The following is an 18211-nucleotide window of genomic DNA, read 5'->3' on the forward strand; positions in this document are numbered from 1 at the left end:
CAACACGATCTCCTTCGATCGCGATCTCGTCGACCATCAATCCTGAAGGAACCAGGTTGGCTGGCCGAAATCGCTGCTTCATCATGCTGATTCCTTCTGGAAACCAGCGTCAGAACAGCCCCAACCTGCAGCGAAACTGAGTCAGACCCGGGGATCGATGCGATGCCCATCGCGCCGCCGGTCAGCGGCTCGGCGTTCAGGGCGAGGAGCTGGATCGTCGAGGCAATGCCGAAGGTCGCGATCGCGAGATAGTCGTCGCGCAGCTTCAGCGTGGCGAGGCCGATGATCAGCGCGGCGAAGGCCGAAGCGGCCATCGCCCCTGCCAGCCCCACCAGCCAGGGGAGCCCGAAGTTGCCGATGAGCTCAGGGCGAGGCGGCGCGGTGAGGATCGCGAAGGCATAGGCGCCGATCGCATAGAAGCCGACGATACCGGCGTTGAAGAGGCCGGTGGAACCCCACTGCAAATTGAGACCCAGCACGACCACCGCGAAGATCAGCGCGACGCTGGTGAAAAAGACGAGATAGGATAACAGACCGATCATTCCGCCCTCACGCGCGCGTCGACTTGGCGAAGAGCCCCTGCGGCCGGATATAGAGCACGAGCAGGAGCAGCAGGAAGGGCACCGCCGGCTTGAAGCTTGCGGGAATGACCAGGACGGAGAGGCTCTCGGCCAGCCCGACGATGAGCCCGCCGACGACGGCGCCGAAAAGGCTGCCGGACCCGCCGAGCACAGCCGCCGTCAAAACGGCGAGCAGCATGTTGAAGCCGAGCTCCGGCCGGATCTGGACGGTGAGTCCGGCGAAGACGCCGGCGCAAGCCGCCAGCATGCCGGCCAATAGCCAGGTCCAGCGAATGACGCTCGCCGTATCGATGCCGCAAGCCTGCGACAGCGCCGGGCTGTCCGCCATCGCGCGCATGGCGATGCCGACGCGGCTCGACTGCAGGAAGAGATGCAGCGAGAGCACGAGGATGAAGGTTAGGGCCAGCACGAAGACATGATCCGGCATCAGACGGACGTCCGGCAGGATCTCGACCGCGATCTGAAGCTCCTGGCCGTAGTAATGCGCGTCCGGCCCCCATAGCAGCAGGACCAGATTGCGCAGCATCAGCGCGACGCCGAAGCTGGCGAAGACCAGCGTGAGAGCCGCGGCCCGCCGTGAACGCAGCCGGCTGAAGACGAGCCTGTCGATCGCGATCGCGATCAGCCCGGTCCCGATGCCCGCGAGCACCGTCGCGGCGATCAGCGGCAGGCCGAAGGACAGGGGGCCAATCGGCTCCGCCGCTCCCATCAGGCTCACCAGCGCCAGCGCGAGATAGGCGCCGACCGTCAGCATCTCGGCATGGGCGAAGTTCGCGAATTTGAGGATTTGCGCGCTGAGCGAATAGCCGATCGCGCCGAGCGCCAGAATGCCGCCTGTCAGAAGGCCGTCCGCAATCGCCTGGCCGATCATGGCGTTCTCCGGGATCCGAGAAAGGCTTCGGCGATGGCGGCGTCATCGAGCAGCTCGCGCGCAGTGCCGGCCATGTGGTTGCGCCCCTCGACAAGGACGTAGCCCCTGTCGGAGACGCGCAGCGCCGCTTTCGCATTCTGTTCGACCATCAGCACGGCGACGCCGCTATCCGCCAGCGCGCGCAGATCGGCCAGAACCTCCTGGACGATCTTCGGCGCAAGACCCGCCGTCGGCTCGTCCAGCATGATCAGCCGGGGCTCGGTCATCAGGGCGCGGGCCACCGCCAGCATCTGGCGTTGACCGCCCGACAGGACGTTGGCAGCCGAACGCCGGTGGCTGGCGAGCGCGGGGAACCGCTCGAAGGCGCGCGCGAGCCGCTCACGCAGCAGTGCCTTGGGAAGGATGTGCCCGCCCGCGATCAGATTGTCTTCGATCGAAAGCGTGGCGAAGACATTGCCGGTCTGAGGTACGAAGCCGACACCGGCCGCGATGATCGCGTGGGTCGATCGTCCGGTGATGTCATGATCGTCCAGATGGACGGCCCCCCCTTCGATCATCACTAGCCCGGCGAGCGCCTTCATGAAGGTCGACTTTCCGGCGCCGTTGGGACCGACGAGGGTGACGAGCTCGCCGGCGGCGACATCGACCGAAATGTCGTGGACGATCGGCAGGCCGCGGCGATAGCTGGCGCGCAGGTTGCGGGTGACGAGAAGCGGCCCGCTCATAGCGCCAGCTCCGTCACATCGCCCAGATAGGCATCGACCACACGCTGTTCGCGGACGACGTCCTGCGGCCTGCCGGAAAAGATCAGCTGCCCTTGCGCCATGACGATGATCGATCCGCAGATCCGCATCACCATGTCCATGTTGTGCTCGACGATGAGGAAGCCGATGCCCCTCTCGTTCAGTGCCACGATCTTCTCGATCAGCGTCTCCAGCAGCGCCGGATTGACGCCGGCCGCCGGCTCGTCGAGCAGGATGAGCCGCGGCTCCACCATCATCACCCGCGCAAGTTCGAGCAGCTTCTGCTGACCGCCCGAAAGCACGCCCGCGGGATCCTGCGCCTTGGCGGCCAGCCCTGTGAAGCCGAGCACCTCCATGGCGCGCTCGCGGCAGCGTCGCTCCTCCTCGCGGACGAGCGACGGCCGAAACCAGTTGTTCCAGAAGCGCTCCCCGGCCTGCGCGACGGGGGCCAGCATGACGTTTTCGAGCACCGTCATCTGCGGGAACGGGCGCGGAATCTGGAAGGTGCGGGCCAACCCCTCGCGGAATATCCGATCCGGTCGAAAACCCGTGATCGGCCGGCCGGCAAAGGTGATTTCTCCCGAGCTCGGTCTGACCTCGCCAGCGATCAAGCCGAAGAGCGTGCTTTTTCCGGCGCCATTCGGGCCGATGAGCCCGGTGATGCCGCCATTCGCAATGGAGAAGGTGACGTCGTCGACGGCGCGCAAGGCGCCGAAGCTGCGGGAGAGGCCGCGGATTGCAAGGATGACGTCGCTCATCTCGTCACGCCGCCCCGAATGCTGAAAGGTCGCTTTCTGGCAGTCATCGCCGGGATCACAGCCGATTGAAGAAGCTGCTCAGGCGATCCATGCCCTCTTCCAGCCTCGCAAAGCCTTCCGAGCCGAAGCAGATGCGCAGATGCCCTTCGCCCGCCGCACCATAGAAACTGCCCGCCTCGACGACGACATGTGCCTGCTCGAGGATCATATCGGCGAGAAGCTGGGATGGCAGGCCGGTGCCCGAGATGTCGGGAAACGCATAGATGGCGCCTTGCGGCAGGGCGCATCGCACACCCGGCATTTGGTTCAGCCGCTGCACCACGAAATCGCGCTTGCGGCGATCCTCCTCGACCAGCGCGGCGAGAACATCGCCCGGTCCGGTGATGGCCGCATGGGCGCCGGCCTGGATGAACGTGTTCACATGCGTGACATCGTTCGCCGTGATCTTGAGTAGTCCCGCCATGGCCCAGGCCGGTGCGGCGAGATAGCCGATGCGCCAGCCATCCATCGCGAAGGACTTGGTGAAGGCGAAGGCCGAGAAGGTCCGCTCGGCCATGCCGGGAAGCGAAGCGATGCTGACATGTTCGCCCTCGTCATAGACGATGTCCTCATACACCTCATCGGCGAAGACCAGCAGGTCGTGCCGGCGCGCGAGTTCCGCGAGCCCTTCGAGCTCCGCCCGCGTGAACACCCGCCCCGTCGGGTTTACCGGATTGACGAGCACGATCATGCGTGTCCGGCTCGTGATCCGGCATTCGATACGCTCCGGCACGAGCCTGAAATCATCGGCCGGGTCGAGCGCGGCGAAGACCGGCTTGGCTCCGGCAAGCTCAATCTTGCCGATATGCTGGGGATAGTGCGGGTCGATCAGGATGACCTCGTCGTCCTGGTCGAGCAGCGCCATGAAGACGGCGAAGGCAGCATGGGTCAGCCCGTTCGTGACGAGAACGGTCTCGGGCTCGGCTGCAATGCCGTTTCGCGCCCGCAGCTTCTCCGCGAGGACATTCCGCAACCGTGCCGTTCCCGGCAAGTCGCTGTAGTGGACGTCACCGGCAAGCAAGGCGTCGATCGTGGCCCGTTTGATGTGCTCCGGCGTGTCCGCTGCCGGCCGCCCCAGCTCCAGATGAATCAGATCATGGCCTGCACCGCGCAGCGCCGCTGCCTTCTGGTACATGCCGAAGGATTTCTTCGGCGTTCCCGAAATCCGCTGAGCCACTCGCTTCATCGTCCGGCCTCCTTGGATGCGATGGCGCTCGCCTGTGTCCGCCGCGCAACCGCTTCGATCTCGACCTTGATCTCCTCCACCGGAAAACCGCAGAGGATCGTCGTATTGGTCGGCCGCGGATCGACAAACTGCTCACCGAGGACCTTGGAAACGGCGAGAACATCGCCGCGCTCGGCGAGGTAGACGCGCACTGACACGATATCGGCGAGGGTCGCATCGGCCTGCGCCAACGCGTCCGCGATGGTCTGCAGGGCACGGCGCGCCTGATCCTCTGCCGAAGCCGGAAAAGCTCCGCTCACCGGGTCATAGCCAGCCGTTCCCGACACGAAGATCCAATCCCCGTCGACGAGCGCGCGCGAATAGCCGGCCAGCTCCTCAAATTTCGAACCCGAGTAGATCGCTCGCCGGCTCATGGGCTTCCTGTGAGTGCTCGTTTGATCAAATAATCGATTCCGCTTTTAGCATATCCGGAACGACATGCAACGGGGGGGAGCGCGCCGTTTACGGAAGCGGAATGTCAGGCGGCCGGCCCGGCACGCACCGCGACCAAAGGCGTCAAGCGGCAGAGCCGATCGAGCGGGACGGGACGCGGCGCACCTTGGCGAATGGCGTGGTCCTGGACGGACTGCGCGCTCCGAGAACGATAAGGGCAAGGCTCGACGTCCACCCTTCGGCGGCTCGTCAACGTGATGCGCTGAGTCTCTTGGAACAGACCGGGACAAGGGACGCCGCGATGGAAACCGTCGCACCGTTGCTCATATGCGCAATGGGCTGCCCGAATTCGGCGACCGATCGTGCGCGTTCAATTCGAACCCACCAGACGACGATATTGTGCCCCGCTTGGGCCAGCGTCCGCTGCACCGCTTCGACGATAATCCATCGGAGACTGTCCTTCCCAGCGCTGGAACGCCCGGGTGAAATGCGACGCGTCCGAATAGCCGAGCATCATCGCGAGTTCCGTCACGCCTGTGCGGCTGTCCTTGAGCCATGTTGTCGCGAGTTTATGGCGCCGATCGTCGAGGATTTTCTCGAAAGGTGCTCCGCGATCGTCCAGTCTGCGTTGCAATGTGCGCGGCGACAGCCCCAGGATGCGGGCAGCTATCTGCAACGTCATTGGCCGATGCGCGAGAGACGCATCGATCATCCGCCCGATCGCGAGCTCGATGTCATCCACGCCCGGCCGGAAGGTGCCGATCGGCTCCTGAGTTGTCGGAGCGGACGCCCGACCAAGCATCGAGCCTTTCGTGTGCAGCGGCGTAGAGAGAGCGGCCCGCTTCATGTGAATGAGCGTTTCGCCCTGGTTCCCGAAGCTGACCGGCGCCTGGAAATGATCTTCGTAGCGCGCTCGGCGCCCCTTGCAGGCATGCGGGAAGCTGACGTGCCGGGGCGCCCAGCCCTCGCCTATCAGATAGCGAAGCATACCGACATTGAACGCCGCCGCTCCTTCGTGAAGCAGCCAGGCCGACTCGTCGTCGCCGTCGAGACGATGGCTCCAGATGATCTCGTCGTCCCGCTTCAGCAGCGCGATGGAGACGTGCGATTGCATCGTGGGCATCAAATTGATCTGGTTCTGAAGGCAGGCCTCGGGCGTCGCGCCACGTTCCATCGCCTGGCCGATCGCTCCAAGCTTGGCTGGGTCGGCAGCCTGGCCGAGAGATAGCCCGATCTCTGCGACCCCCAGGCAACGCGCAGAGAGCGCCAGGGCATGATTGACCTGTGATCGCGCAACCACTTTCGCCGAGGTTACGTCATCCAGGCTCATGCCGACCTGACGGAAGATGCCGTCAGGGTTCACGCCGGCTGACGTGAGATAGGTCGGCAGCATGTGGAGCAGGGCGGCACGGGCCGCAGCGCGTGACATATTGCTCCCCCCTGCCCATGTCGTCGCATTTGGGCCTGCCCCAAAACCTTACGCTAAGGCAGTCGCCGCCATCATGACGAATCACTCTGCTGACGCAAATGAAATTCACGCGCTAATCATGTGAATCGCAGTTGAGCGTCTCAGCTAATCTCCTTGAGAAAAGAAGGCATCATCGTTGGGGAATACGGGCGCCGGTGCATGGCGGCCGAGATAGGATTTGAAAGTCGCCTGAAAGAACAGTGACGGTTTCATCTCCTTGGCGAGGTCGTCGATGCGCTTCTGCAACGCTGCAACCATTGCCGGGTTCTCGGCGGCGAGGTTCTTTGACTCGCCGGGATCCTTCGCGACGTCGTAGAGTTCCAGCTTGGCCGGGAGGGTTGCGCGCCAGGACAGCTTCCAGTCTCCCTGGCGGACTGCGCCCCGAAACATCTCGATATTGTAGACAATCTCCTTCCGGGGCGACGGGGCGCCCTGACTGATGGTCTGCCACACGTCGCTGCCGTCGAGCGGCTGGGTGCCGGTGACGGCCGCGCCGGCCTGCTTCGCGAGCGTCGGCAGCATGTCGACGACGTGGAGAGGCTGGTCGACCTTGCCAGGTTTGACGTGCCCCGGCCAGTTCACCAACGCCGCCGCGCGGGTTCCTCCCTCGTAGAGTGAGCCCTTGCCCTCGCGGAACGGGCCGTTATTGGCGGGCAGATCGCCCTTGGTCTCGATCTGCCCGGCAAAGGCAGCCGATTTCACTCCGCCATTGTCGCTGTGGAAGATCACCAGCGTGTTCTCGCGCATGCCCTTCTTCTTGAGCGCGTCGAGCACGGCGGCGATCTGGTCGTCCATCGCGGCGATCATCGCCGCATAGGTGCGCCGGTTCGGGTCCGAGATCGACTTGAAGCGGTCGACATACTGCTGCGGCGCCTGGAACGGAGTGTGCGGCGCGGTGAAGGCCAGATACATGAACATCGGCTTCTTGGCGTCGCGCTTCTCGATATAGCGCACCGCGTCCTTGCCGAGCAGCGTGGTGACGTAGCCGGGCTCCTCGAGCTTCTTGTTGTTGCGGTACCAGTCGGTGACGCCGTGGACCTTGTGCGTGAAGTAGTCGATCTCGCCGATCATGGCGCCGTATTGGTAGTCGAAGCCGCGCTGCTTCGGCCACAGCTTGGTGTCGCCATGGCCAAGATGCCATTTTCCGATGATGGCGGTGTCATAGCCGGCTTCCTTGAGGATCTGCGGCAGCAGCTTTTCGTCGAGCGGGATGCCGAAATTCTGCTCGGGCAGGATGACGAAGCTCTGCAAGCCGTAGCGCATCGGATAGCGGCCGGTCATCAGCGCCGCGCGTGTCGGCGTGCACATGGGCTGGACGTAGAACTGGTCGAGCACCGCGCCGTCGCTGGCAAGCTTATCGATCGTCGGCGTGGCGAGGTCCTTGCTGCGGAAGCCGACGTCGTTCCAGCCGAGATCGTCGGCGACGATATAGAGGATGTTGGGCTTCGGCGCCGATTGCGCCATCGCCGCGGCAGGGGCCAGCAACGCCAGGGTGAAGCAGGCGGAACGAACGGAGGGGAACATATTGTGGTCTCCCATCAACTTGCGGGCAAAAGCGCGCGTTGCCGCTGAGCACGGAACCCTGCTGCAGCGCGTCGAAGATGAAATTGTCGTTGCGATAGTCGACCGTCACCAGAACCTGCAGAGTTCGGACGAAGGGGCCTTGGATATGCGGTTGACCGCCGCCAGGGTGATAACGGTACCGTTGGTGACGGCGGCCACCACGCAGCCCCAGGACCGGAGGCGTACTGCCGGAGCGGGCCGAATCGCAGGCTAACACCATCGTGGGGGGATGATAGACCGTCCGCCGCCGCGTATGACGAACCGCGCAATGGTGAGCCCTGCGCCTGGCGGCGGGCTGCGCCAGTCGACCGAGAAGCGGAGGAAGGGAGGGAGTTGCAGCCAGAAGAGAAGCCCCGAGCGCAGGGAATGAATTGCGTGATGTCATCGGAGAACGCGGACGATGCGAATATCAGCGCTCACTCCTAGCTGCCGGCCGCGCGCTCGACTTGCCATTTCGCGCCAAATCCAGGCACGCATCTTCGCGCGACGCCGTGACGACGCGGCACGGACAGCTACCGATCAGGGCAGATGACGCGCCTCACGGCTCCCGGAGTTCAAAGAGTTGCGCTTCCTGGCGCCCTGGTTCGCGTTGGTGGTGTTCGCCTTCTCCACGACGGCCCAGTGAAGTCAGGGCTACCCACCATCACGGCCGCCCGCGCGCCCGAGCAGGTTCGGATCGCAGCACTGTGCTGGCTGCCATGCGCCACAGGCGGCGGCCTGGGCCACATCCCATCACCCCACCGTGGGCGGCGACTTCTCGGCCCAGCTGCCGACGAATTTCCAGATAGTCCGGGACACGCTCGCGGAATCGATAGATGCCGGTCTTGGTATGCTTTCAGAGGCGCGACATAGCGCGCCACCTGCGCGCACCCCTCCGACGGCCAAGCTCTTGATTTGCTTAGTCTCTCTGGAAAATCAATCCCTTGGCGGGATGATGGCGGACAGGGAGGGATTTGAACCCCCGATACCCTTGCAGGTATGCCGCATTTCGAGTGCGGTGCATTCAACCACTCTGCCACCTGTCCGCGGTCGCCTTCGGTCGAAGCGAGGCGGTTACTACACAAGCCATCGCCAGGGGGCAAGCCTCTCCGCCAGGAGAAATCCACTCTTCCCCGCCGCTTTTGCTTGACCTCACGCACGAGCCCGACTATCGAGCACCGTCCGGCGTGGGGAAACCCGCGCCTGATCTCTTTTGGCCTGCGTGATGCGTCGCAAGCCGGCAAGAGCAAACCAGACCACGCAACCGACTGCCAAAAAGCCGTCCCGCATGCGCGTCCTTTCCGGAGGCCATGACAGGACGGGGCCGAACATGGAGGACAAAATGTTCGCAGTCATCAAGACCGGCGGGAAGCAGTTCCGCGTCGCCGCCAACGACAAGATCACCGTTGCCAAGATCGAGGGCAACCCGGGCGACACCGTCGCCTTCGGCTCCGTGCTGATGCTCACCGAAGGTGAGAAGACCACGCTCGACACCAAGGCCCTTTCCGAGATCACCGTCGCCGGTGAGATCGTCGAGCAGGCCCGTGGCGAGAAGGTCATCGCCTTCAAGAAGCGCCGCCGCCAGAACTCGAAGCGCAAGCGCGGCTTCCGCGCCGAGCTGACCGTCATCCGCATCACCGACATCCTCACCGGCGGCAAGCAGCCGGAGATGAAGAAGGGCGATGTCTCCGCCGCCGAGCCGGCTGCCGCCAAGGCGAAGGCTGCTCCGAAGGCCGCCAAGGCCGAGGTCGGCGAGGAAGGCGACGCGCCGAAGAAGGCTGCGGCCAAGAAGGCCCCTGCCAAGAAGGCCAAGGACGAGGCGTCCGAGGCCTGAGGTCGGGTTTCCCGGCGTCAACATTCGCGCCGGATCATCATTTGCCCAGGCTTCGGCCTCGGCCTGTCGCTCCTGACAGAATGGTGCTCCGGCATTTCGTATCCGAGACGGGTGGCTTTCGCCGCCGTTTCGGGTTAGAGAGACACGACAAGTTTTGAGGTAGGGCGTTATGGCTCACAAAAAGGCAGGCGGCTCGTCGCGTAACGGCCGCGATTCAGAGAGCAAGCGACTCGGCGTGAAGCGCTTCGGCGATCAGGCCGTCGTTGCCGGCAACATCATTATTCGTCAGCGCGGCACGAAGTGGCATGCCGGCGCCAATGTCGGCATGGGCAAAGACCATACCCTCTTTGCGACGACGAATGGCCGCGTCCGATTCACGACGAAACTCGGCCGAGCTTTCGTGAACGTAGTCCCGGCCCAAGAGGCCGCAGAGTAAAAGGCGGATAGGGAAATCTCTCGATCCGCCGGTTCCATCGAACCGAACGGATCAAGGGGTAAATGGCCCGAAGAGGGTCTCCCGAAGGTCAGCGAAGGGGAGATGGGACCAAAGTCCCAGCTCCCTTTTTTCGTTTGCGCCGACGGAGAGACACAATGTTCCCCGAACTGACCCGCGACGATGTCTTCCGGCTCGAGACCCGGCGTCTCTGGCTGCGTTGGCCCCGCATGGCCGATGCCAATGCCATCCTTCGCCAGGCCGGCGAGAAAGCGGTGGCGGAGATGACGGCGTCGATCCCACACCCCTACCCGCCCGAGGCGGTCGAGCCCTTCATCTTCGCCATGCGCAAGGGCAATGCGCTTGGCGAGCATCTGGTGCTGGCGATCACGCCGCGTTCGAAGCCGAACGAGGTCATCGGCATGATCGGTGCGCACAAGCAGGCTTCGGGCGTGCCTTTCATCGGCTACTGGCTCGGCACGCCGCACTGGAGCAAGGGCTACGCCACCGAAGCGGTGCAGGCGCTGATCGACACCTTGTTCTCGCTGGTCGACGTGCCGGCGATCGAGGCCGATACCCGCGTCATCAACCCGGCCTCGCGGCGAGTGCTGGAGAAGTCCGGCTTCCGGCCTGAAGGCTCGTTCCTGAAGTCGCTGCCGGCGCGCGGCGGGCTGTTCCCCTGCGAGCAGTTCCGGCTCGACCGCTCGACCTGGGCGGCGCTCAAGAGCTGGGGCGCCAGCGGCTGGGCGCATGCGCCCGAGCGGGAAACTGGCGAGGAGCCGGCGCACGCGCCGACGCTCGGCATGCCCCCGCGCCGCCAGCAGGAACAGGCCGAGCCTTGCCCGGCCTGAAGACCACGCAGCCGTCATGCTCGCCCTTGTGGCGAGCATCCACGTCTTGAACGCAGCCCTGGAGCAAAGAAGAGGTGGATGGTCGGGACAAGCCCGACCATGACGGTGGCGCGACGTCGCGCTACTTGACGAAAGTGCCGTGCAATTCGTCTTCGATATGCACGCGGATGATCTCCTCGAAGCTCGACTCGCTTTTGAAGCCGAGCGCCAGCGAACGCTGCGGATTGAAATCGCGCGGCCAGCCCGCAACGATCCCATTGATCACCGGATCGGGCACGCGCTTGATCCGGGCTACGACATTGTCGCCGGCGACCTTGCGCAGCGCCTCGATCTGCTCGGCAACCGTGCAGGAATAGCCCGGCATCGTCAGCACCCGGCGCGGGCCGATCGCAGCCGTGTCCATCGTCGCGGCATGGATGAGGAAGCCGACCGCCGAACGCGGCGAGGCATGCCAGTGGCGCACCTGATCGGAAACCGGCAGCACCGCCTCCTCACCGTTCAGCGGCTCGCGGATGATGTTGGAGAAGAAGCCCGAGGCTGCCTTGTTGGGCTTGCCGGGGCGCACGCAGATCGTCGGCAAGCGGATGCCGACGCCATCGAAGAAGCCGCGCCGCGAATAGTCGCTGAGCAGGAGCTCGCCGATCGCTTTCTGCGTGCCGTAGCTGGTCAGCGGCGTAGTGAAGAACTCGTCCTCGATCTTGTCGTGGAACGGCGCACCGAACACCGCGATCGAGGAGGTGAAGACCAAGCGCGGCTTGTAGCCGCCGCCGGCCTTGCGGATCGCCTCGAAGAGATGGCGCGTACCGTCGAGATTGATCCGGTAGCCCTTGTCGAAATCGGCTTCGGCCTCGCCGGAGACGATGGCCGCGAGATGGACGATCAATTCGGGCCGCGTCGCGATCAGGCTCTCCGCCTCGCCCTCGATCGAAAGATCGGAGATCACCGCCTCGAAATCGAAGGGAGCGGCCGGCGGGGGTGAGGCGACGACGACGTCCTGCGCGGTCACGCGGGTCACCGGCTTGCCGCCGAGCGCGCCGTCGCGCGCCAGCCGCTCGATGAACTTGCGTCCGACCATGCCGGCGCCGCCAAGAACGAGAATATGCATCGAATCTGTCCTGAAGGTTGGGTCTGATTGGTTAGCGTCGGTCAGTTCGGAAGATGGCCGTCGAGATCGTCCTCGATATGGACGCGGATGATCTCGTCGAAATCGCGTTCAGCCTTGAAGCCCAGCGCCAGCGCGCGCTTGGCGTCGAACCGCGTCGGCCAGCCGGCGACGATGGCGGAAGAGGCAGGATCGGGCGCGCGCCTGATCAGCTTGACCGCCCGGTCGCCGGCAACGCGCCTGAGCGCCTCGATCTGCTCGCCGACCGTAACGCAAACGCCCGGCATGGTCAGGTTGACGCGCGGGCCGAGTTGCTCGCGCGAGAGCGCGGAAGCATGGATCAGGAAGCCGACGGCCGCGCGCGGGCTGGCATGGGTGAAGAGCACTTCGTCGCCGACCGGTAGCAGCGCCTCCTGCCCCTGCAATGGCTCGCGGATGATACCTGAGAAGAAGCCGCCAGCCGAGGCGTTCGGCTTGCCCGGCCGGACCACGATCGAGGGGAAGCGGATGCCGACCCCCTCGACGAAGCCGCGCCGCGTGTAGTCGGCCAGCAGCAATTCCCCGATGGCCTTCTGCGTGCCGTAGCTGGTCAGCGGCGTGACATGGAACTCATCGGAGATTACGGAGGGGAACGGCGCGCCGAAGATGCCGCTCGAGCTGGTGAAGACGAGCTTCGGCACGTAAGCCGCGCCGCCCTCGTGCCGGATCGCTTCCAGCAGATTGCGCATGCCGTCGAGATTGACGCGGTAGCCCTTGTCGAAATCGCGCTCGGCCTCGCCGGAGATGATCGCGGCAAGGTGGAAGATCAGGTCCGGACGGAGTGCGGCGAGTTCCTTCGCCACAGCCGCGTCGCCCGAATCCTCGACGCGGATCGTCGCCCGGCTCGCGAGATCGGGCGGCAGGGAGGCGGGCGCGACATCGGTGAGGGTGAGTTTGCCAATTTCCTTGCCGGCGCAGCTTCCCTCGCGCGCCAGACGTTCCGCCAGTTTCCGGCCGACCATGCCGGCCGCCCCCGTGATCAGAACATGCATGGGCGCTCTCTACCCGTTCTCGCGCCGGGGCGCTTCTTGTCGCGCCCTTGAACGATGGCGGACGGAAGACCGCCCGCCATCCGCAGTCGCGCTCAGAGCGCGAAGCCGCCATCCGCCAGATGGATCTGGCCGGTGGTGTAGCTCGACTCGTCGGCGGCGAGATAAACCGCGAGCCAGGCGATCTCCTCGGCCGTGCCGAGGCGGGCCATCGGCTGGCGATCGATGAAAGCCTGCCGGGCGGCGGCCTCGGTCGTCCCGGTGGAAGCAGCGAGGTCCTTGATGCGCTGGTCGAGCGAGGGCGACTGGATCGTGCCCGGGCAGATCGCGTTGGCGCGGACGCCCTTCTTGATGTAGTCGGCTGCGACGGCCTTGGTCAGGCCGATCACCGCCGCCTTGGTCGCGCCATAGGCGTAGCGATTGGGGATGCCGCGCACCGAGCCGGCGCCCGAGGCAATGTTGATGATCGAGCCGTTGTGCTTCTCCAGCATGCCCGGCAGGAACGCTTGGATCGTCCGGTGCATCGCCTTGACGTTGAGGTCGAAGGAGAAGTCCCAGGCCTTGTCGTCGGTATTCAGCACCGTGCCGTGATGGACGAAGCCGGCGGCGTTCACGAGAACGTCGATCGGGCCGACCTTCTCGGCGAAGGCGTTGACCGCCTTGGTCGAGAGCACGTCGAGCTTGCGCTTCTTCGCCTTTGGGATGCCTTCGAGCAGGCCGACATCCTTGTCGGTCGCCCAGACTGTGGCTCCCTCGGCCACGAAAGCCTCGGCAATGGCCCGGCCGATCCCCTGCCCCGCGGCGGTGACAACCGCGACCTTGCCCTTCAAACGTCCTGCCATACTCGTTTCCTCTTTAGCCGGCTTTTACAAAAGTCTTGCGCATATGGGTCAGCCGCCGGTCGGCCATGTCCTCATGATGCGTGATGGCGAAGCCGAGGCGCTCGTACCAGCCGATGCGCTGGGCCAGTTCGGCGTGGGTGTAGAGGTGGACGGAGCCGTAGCCGAGCGCCCGCGCCCGTTCGTCAGCGAAGGCCATCAGCGCTGCGCCCAGCTTGCGGCCACCGGCCTCCGGCGTGACCGCGATGCTCCAGACCGTGAAGTCCTCCGGCTCGATATCGAGAACGATGGCGGCCTCGAGTCCATTCTCGCCATCCACCAGCCAGACCTCATGCTCGGAGACGACCTGCCGGTAATCGGCGATGCGCGGCAGCGAGGGAACGCCGATGATGCTCTCGTTTGGAGTATAGGCCGCGTTCTTGAGGGCGAGGATGGCCGGAATGTCGGCATAGCCCGCACGGCGCAGTGCGGCAGCCCCCGCCTGTGCGGCGATCTGGTTGAAGGCGCCGAGCGAGCGCTTCTGGTTGCCCTGTCCGTCGAAATTCTCCGGCGCCAGCCAGCGACGGAAGGCCTGAGCGCGCACCGGCCACTCGCTATCGAGGATCGAGAACCAGGCGGTGTCGCGGTTCTCGCCCTTCACCACCATGTGCTGGCGGAACAGCCCCTCATGCTGGAAGCCGAAGCGCAGGGCGGCGCGCTTGGAGGGCTCGTTGCGGTTATTGCACTTCCATTCGTAGCGGCGATAGCCGAGCGAGAAGCCGTAGTCGCCGACGAGATAGATGGCTTCCGTCGCCGTCCGCGTGCGCTGCAGCGCCGGGGAATAAGTGATCCAGCCGACCTCGAACACCCCATGCTCGGGCCGGATCTCCATGATCCAAAGATGGCCCTTGGCCTTGCCGTCGGCCTTGTCGATCACGGCGAGCGGGACGATGCCCGCCTTCGCCACCATCGAATCCAGCAAGGCGCGGTACTCGTCCTTGCTCTTCGGCGGGGTGGCGGGCAACCAGTCCCAGACGCTGTCATGCCCGGCATTGGCAGCCCAGATGTCATCGAGATGGCGGCTGACATCGAGCGGCTCGAGCCGGCAATATTGCCCGTCCAGAACCTTGGCCGGCGGAAATGGCGGCGCCTTCCAGTCGAGTGTCATGACAGTCCCTTCCCCCGCCAGCTCGTGAAATCCTGCTGAACGCTCCAGCCCGAGCCGAGCTCTTCCGCAATGGCATGGGCGAGCGCATGCCCCTCGGCCTCCCAGGCCATGCGCTCGACCTGATCGGCGAAGTCGGACGCTACCGGATCATCCTCGTCATAGATCGCGTCGAACGCATCCATCCAGGCTTCGAGCCGATCTCCGATCGCCTCGGACAGGCCGAGATCCTCGGCATCAACGGCCCTGCGCTTGCCCTTGCCGTCGACCTGCCAGAGCCCGCTACGCCCGAGCCATTCCGGCGCGATCAGGAGCGTGCCGCTCATGAGCGCTCCCCGAGATCCTTGGTGAAAAACGGATTGAGCGGCCCCGAAGCGCCGTTACCGGCAAAGCCCTTGAAGCTCCCTTCCTCCGCGATCAGCCGCGTCGCCTCGATGAAGGCGGCCCAGGCTGCCCTTGCCAAGGCGGCGCCGATCGAGATGCGCCGCGCGCCAACCGCCGCGATATCCGCGACAGAGAGCCCGAAATCGCCATAGACCAGCGCGTTCACCGGCTTTCCCCCGGCCGCGGAGACGATGGTGGCGAGATCGGCCGCGGTCTTCGGCCCGGGGGCATAGAGCACATCTGCACCAGCCGCCGCATAGGCCTCGATCCGGCGCGCGGCTTCCTTCAGCGGCTCGGAATGGCCGGTCAGGAAGCATTCGGCGCGGGCCGTCAGCACCACGCCGGAGCCGGTGTCGTCGATCGCCTTGCGCGCGGCCTTGACCCGCTCGACCGCAAGCTCGAAGGCATAAAGAGGATCATCCGTGCGCCCGGTCGCATCCTCGATCGAAAGGCCCGCGACGCCGGTCGCGACGCAGAGCTTGACGTTGGCGGCGACGCCGTCCGGCGTATCGGCATAGCCGTTCTCGAAATCGGCATTGACCGGCAGATCCGGCACCGCCTTCACCATCTCGGCGATGTGGGCGAGCATCATGTCCCGCGGTACGTCTTGGTCGGCACGCGCCTGCGTGAAAGCGAAGCCGGCGCTCGTCGTCGCCAGCGCCTTGAAGCCCTGTCCGCGCAGCCAGCGCGCCGAACCGAGATCCCAGGGATTGGGCATCACGAAGCACCCAGCCTCGTGCAGCTTGCGGAAGGCTTCGACTTGCGGGCTATGTGCCATTTTAAATCGTTTCAAATGGAGACCGGTGCGAGGGTCGCATAGTGTCCAGCGCGCACGCATTTGTCAGCCCCGAAGCCGCGCATCGGCGGACGGGCGCCGTTGCGCATGGCGAATGCCGCCGCAGCCGTCATTCTCGGGCGGCACGAAGGGCCGACCCGAGAATCTCTCGCCGGAAGAGGCGCATTCTTCGGCACGAGATGCGCGGGACAGGCCCGAGCATGACGCGCCAGGGAAGCGCCGCGCTCAGTGGTTGTCGCGCGGGATACCGAACTTCTTGTGGATCTTCTGGTACTTGACGGCCGGCTTGAGGACCATGCCCTCGGAGAGCTCGCCGACGATCTTGCGCTGGATCTCCTGCCAGGGCGTCTGGCTCTTCGGATATTTGTAGCCGCCCGACGCCTTGAACGCCGCCTTGCGCTCGGCCAGTTCCTCATCCGAGATCAGGATGTTGGCGCTGCGTTTCTTGAGGTCGATACGGACCTTGTCGCCAGTCTTCAGCAGCGCGAGGCCGCCGCCGGTCGCCGCCTCCGGCGAGGCGTTGAGGATCGAGGGCGAGCCGGAGGTGCCGGACTGGCGCCCGTCGCCGACGCAAGCGAGCGCGGTGACGCCCTTCTTGATCAGGTAATCCGGCGGCCGCATGTTCACCACCTCGGCCGCGCCGGGATATCCGATCGGACCCACGCCGCGGATGAATAGGATGCAATGCTCGTCGATGGCGAGCGCCGGGTCGTCGATACGGTGGTGGTAGTCCTCCGGCCCGTCGAAGACGATGGCGCGGCCCTCGAAGGCCATCGGATCCTTTGGGTTCTCCAGATAGCGCTTGCGGAATTCCGGGGTGATCACGCTGGTCTTCATGATCGCAGAATCGAAGAGATTGCCGGAGAGGTTGAGGAAGCCGGACTGGGCCTTCATCGGCTCGTCATAGCTCTTGATGACCTCTCGGGCGATGGAGAAGGCGCCCTTGCAGTTCTCTTCCAGGGTGTGGCCGTTGGCGGTGATGGCGGGCTTCAGCTTGCCCTTCTCCACCAGCTCCGCGATCACGGCAGGCAGGCCGCCGGCGCGATAGTAATCCTCGCCGAGATACTCGCCGGCCGGCTGCAGGTTGACCAGCAGCGGGATCTCGTAGCCGATCTTGGTCCAATCCTCGTTGTCGAGTTCGACGCCGATATGCTTGGCGATGGCGTTGACGTGAACAGGCGCATTGGTCGAGCCGCCGATCGCCGAATTGATGACGATGGTGTTCTCGAAGGCCTCGCGCGTCAGGATCTTCGAGGGGATCAGGTTTTCCCAGACCATTTCGACGATGCGCTTGCCCGTCAGATAGGCCATCTCGTAGCGGTCGCGATAGGGCGCGGGGATCGCGGCGGCGCCGGGCAGCGTCATGCCCATCGCTTCCGCCAGCGAGTTCATCGTCGAAGCCGTGCCCATGGTGTTGCAGTGGCCGGCCGACGGCGCCGAGGAGGCGACGAGTTCGACGAAGCCCTTATAGTCGATCTCGCCCGCCGCCATCATCTGGCGCGCCTTCCAGACGATCGTGCCGGAACCGGTCCGCTCGCCGTGGAATGAGCCGTTCAGCATCGGCCCGCCCGGCAGTGCGATCGCTGGGATGTCGACCGTCGCCGCCGCCATGATCTGCGCCGGGGTCGTCTTGTCGCAGCCCGTCGTCAGCACCACGCCGTCGAGCGGGTAGCCGTAGAGGATCTCGACGAGGCTGAGATATTGCAGGTTGCGGTCGAGCGAGGCGGTCGGCCGCTTGCAGGTTTCCTGGATCGGGTGGATCGGGAACTCGAAGGGCACGCCGCCCATCTCGCGGATGCCGTCGCGGACGCGGTGCGCCAATTCGATATGGTGGCGATTGCACGGGGCGATGTCGGAACCGGTCTGGGCGATGCCGATGATCGGCCGGCCGGACTGCAACTCGTCGCGCGACAGGCCGAAATTCATGGTGCGCTCGATATAGAGCGCGGTCATATCCGCATTCGCGGGATTGTCGAACCACGCCTTGGAGCGCAGCTGCTCGGGCTTGATGCGCCGAACCGGCTTCTTGCCGGGGGTCTTGCCAGGTGCCTTGGCCATCTCGTTTCCTCTCGCGCGGCACGGCGCTGACGGCCGTTTGCCGATCTCTCATTCAAACGATTTGAGACAAGCCATCATGCCTATCGCCGGTAGCTCGGCAAGGGCCATTCTGCTTGATAGTC

At 65.0% G+C, this 18211-nt stretch carries 17 protein-coding genes, 1 tRNA gene and 2 pseudogenes; 3 read left to right on the top strand and 17 right to left on the bottom strand.

Going from position 1 to position 18211, the window contains the following annotated elements; translation table 11 throughout:
* The 9 genes from AC1DDA_RS22260 to AC1DDA_RS22300 all read right to left on the bottom strand — a co-directional run.
* Positions 1–485: ABC transporter permease subunit (locus tag AC1DDA_RS22260; protein ID WP_476797431.1), on the bottom strand; the 485-nt coding region annotated here is incomplete at its 3' end.
* A 64-nt stretch (positions 486–549) separates the two neighbouring features.
* On the bottom strand, positions 550–1452 hold the full coding sequence (locus AC1DDA_RS22265; protein WP_476797432.1) for a branched-chain amino acid ABC transporter permease: 903 nt from the start codon (positions 1450–1452) through the stop codon (positions 550–552).
* A complete protein-coding gene (locus AC1DDA_RS22270) occupies positions 1449–2177 on the bottom strand; it encodes an ABC transporter ATP-binding protein (protein WP_476779978.1) in 729 nt (242 codons plus the stop codon). Before AC1DDA_RS22270 ends, AC1DDA_RS22265 begins: the two co-directional genes overlap by 4 nt.
* Entirely contained in the window at positions 2174–2953 is a 780-nt protein-coding gene (locus AC1DDA_RS22275) for an ABC transporter ATP-binding protein (protein WP_441510665.1), read from the bottom strand. The genes AC1DDA_RS22270 and AC1DDA_RS22275 overlap by 4 nt, the downstream gene beginning before the upstream one ends.
* 55 nt (positions 2954–3008) lie before the next feature.
* The gene (locus AC1DDA_RS22280; RefSeq protein ID WP_476797433.1) at positions 3009–4178 is read right to left on the bottom strand and encodes a pyridoxal phosphate-dependent aminotransferase; all 1170 of its coding nucleotides are present in this window, start codon (positions 4176–4178) and stop codon (positions 3009–3011) included.
* Positions 4175–4591, bottom strand: coding sequence for a RidA family protein (locus AC1DDA_RS22285; protein WP_441510667.1), 417 nt, complete (start codon positions 4589–4591; stop codon positions 4175–4177). Before AC1DDA_RS22285 ends, AC1DDA_RS22280 begins: the two co-directional genes overlap by 4 nt.
* 389 nt (positions 4592–4980) lie before the next feature.
* On the bottom strand, positions 4981–6039 hold the full coding sequence (locus AC1DDA_RS22290) for an AraC family transcriptional regulator (RefSeq protein ID WP_476797434.1): 1059 nt from the start codon (positions 6037–6039) through the stop codon (positions 4981–4983).
* A 144-nt stretch (positions 6040–6183) separates the two neighbouring features.
* Positions 6184–7602: an arylsulfatase B gene (locus AC1DDA_RS22295; protein ID WP_476797435.1), complete on the bottom strand. Its 1419-nt coding sequence runs from the start codon at positions 7600–7602 to the stop codon at positions 6184–6186.
* Between the two features lie 974 nt (positions 7603–8576).
* Positions 8577–8666 (bottom strand) — tRNA-Ser (locus AC1DDA_RS22300).
* A 296-nt stretch (positions 8667–8962) separates the two neighbouring features.
* Here AC1DDA_RS22300 and rplU point away from each other — a divergent pair.
* From rplU to AC1DDA_RS22315, 3 genes and pseudogenes are all read left to right on the top strand, one after another.
* Positions 8963–9346 (top strand): annotated as a pseudogene (gene rplU / locus AC1DDA_RS22305) (50S ribosomal protein L21); the annotation flags it as partial.
* A 277-nt stretch (positions 9347–9623) separates the two neighbouring features.
* Positions 9624–9890, top strand: coding sequence for a 50S ribosomal protein L27 (rpmA, locus tag AC1DDA_RS22310; RefSeq protein ID WP_038363769.1), 267 nt, complete (start codon positions 9624–9626; stop codon positions 9888–9890).
* Positions 9891–10045: 155 nt separating this feature from the next.
* Positions 10046–10738 carry a GNAT family N-acetyltransferase gene (locus AC1DDA_RS22315; protein ID WP_476797436.1) on the top strand — a complete coding sequence of 231 codons (693 nt, stop codon included), beginning with the start codon at positions 10046–10048 and terminating at the stop codon, positions 10736–10738.
* 121 nt (positions 10739–10859) lie between these two features.
* Here the strand turns inward: AC1DDA_RS22315 and denD (AC1DDA_RS22320) are convergent, their stop codons facing one another.
* The 8 genes and pseudogenes from denD (AC1DDA_RS22320) to AC1DDA_RS22355 all read right to left on the bottom strand — a co-directional run bounded on the left by denD (AC1DDA_RS22320) (position 10860) and on the right by AC1DDA_RS22355 (position 18089).
* On the bottom strand, positions 10860–11843 hold the full coding sequence (denD, locus tag AC1DDA_RS22320; protein WP_476797437.1) for a D-erythronate dehydrogenase: 984 nt from the start codon (positions 11841–11843) through the stop codon (positions 10860–10862).
* A gap of 41 nt (positions 11844–11884) precedes the next feature.
* On the bottom strand, positions 11885–12871 hold the full coding sequence (gene denD / locus AC1DDA_RS22325) for a D-erythronate dehydrogenase (RefSeq protein ID WP_476797438.1): 987 nt from the start codon (positions 12869–12871) through the stop codon (positions 11885–11887).
* 92 nt (positions 12872–12963) lie between these two features.
* Positions 12964–13710 carry an SDR family oxidoreductase gene (locus AC1DDA_RS22330; protein ID WP_441510673.1) on the bottom strand — a complete coding sequence of 249 codons (747 nt, stop codon included), beginning with the start codon at positions 13708–13710 and terminating at the stop codon, positions 12964–12966.
* A 13-nt stretch (positions 13711–13723) separates the two neighbouring features.
* Positions 13724–14200, bottom strand: a complete 477-nt coding sequence (locus AC1DDA_RS22335; RefSeq protein ID WP_476797560.1) for a GNAT family N-acetyltransferase — start codon at positions 14198–14200, stop codon at positions 13724–13726.
* Positions 14198–14854, bottom strand: a pseudogene (locus AC1DDA_RS22340) (GNAT family N-acetyltransferase); the annotation flags it as partial. The gene AC1DDA_RS22335 and the pseudogene AC1DDA_RS22340, both read right to left, overlap by 3 nt.
* A complete protein-coding gene (locus AC1DDA_RS22345) occupies positions 14851–15177 on the bottom strand; it encodes a hypothetical protein (protein ID WP_476797439.1) in 327 nt (108 codons plus the stop codon). The pseudogene AC1DDA_RS22340 and the gene AC1DDA_RS22345, both read right to left, overlap by 4 nt.
* The gene (locus AC1DDA_RS22350; RefSeq protein WP_476797440.1) at positions 15174–16013 is read right to left on the bottom strand and encodes an isocitrate lyase/PEP mutase family protein; all 840 of its coding nucleotides are present in this window, start codon (positions 16011–16013) and stop codon (positions 15174–15176) included. The genes AC1DDA_RS22345 and AC1DDA_RS22350 overlap by 4 nt, the downstream gene beginning before the upstream one ends.
* A 243-nt stretch (positions 16014–16256) precedes the next feature.
* On the bottom strand, positions 16257–18089 hold the full coding sequence (locus AC1DDA_RS22355) for an IlvD/Edd family dehydratase (protein WP_476797441.1): 1833 nt from the start codon (positions 18087–18089) through the stop codon (positions 16257–16259).
* Between the last annotated feature and the right edge of the window lie 122 nt (positions 18090–18211).

The organism is Allobosea sp. 10N428, from assembly GCF_056394545.1.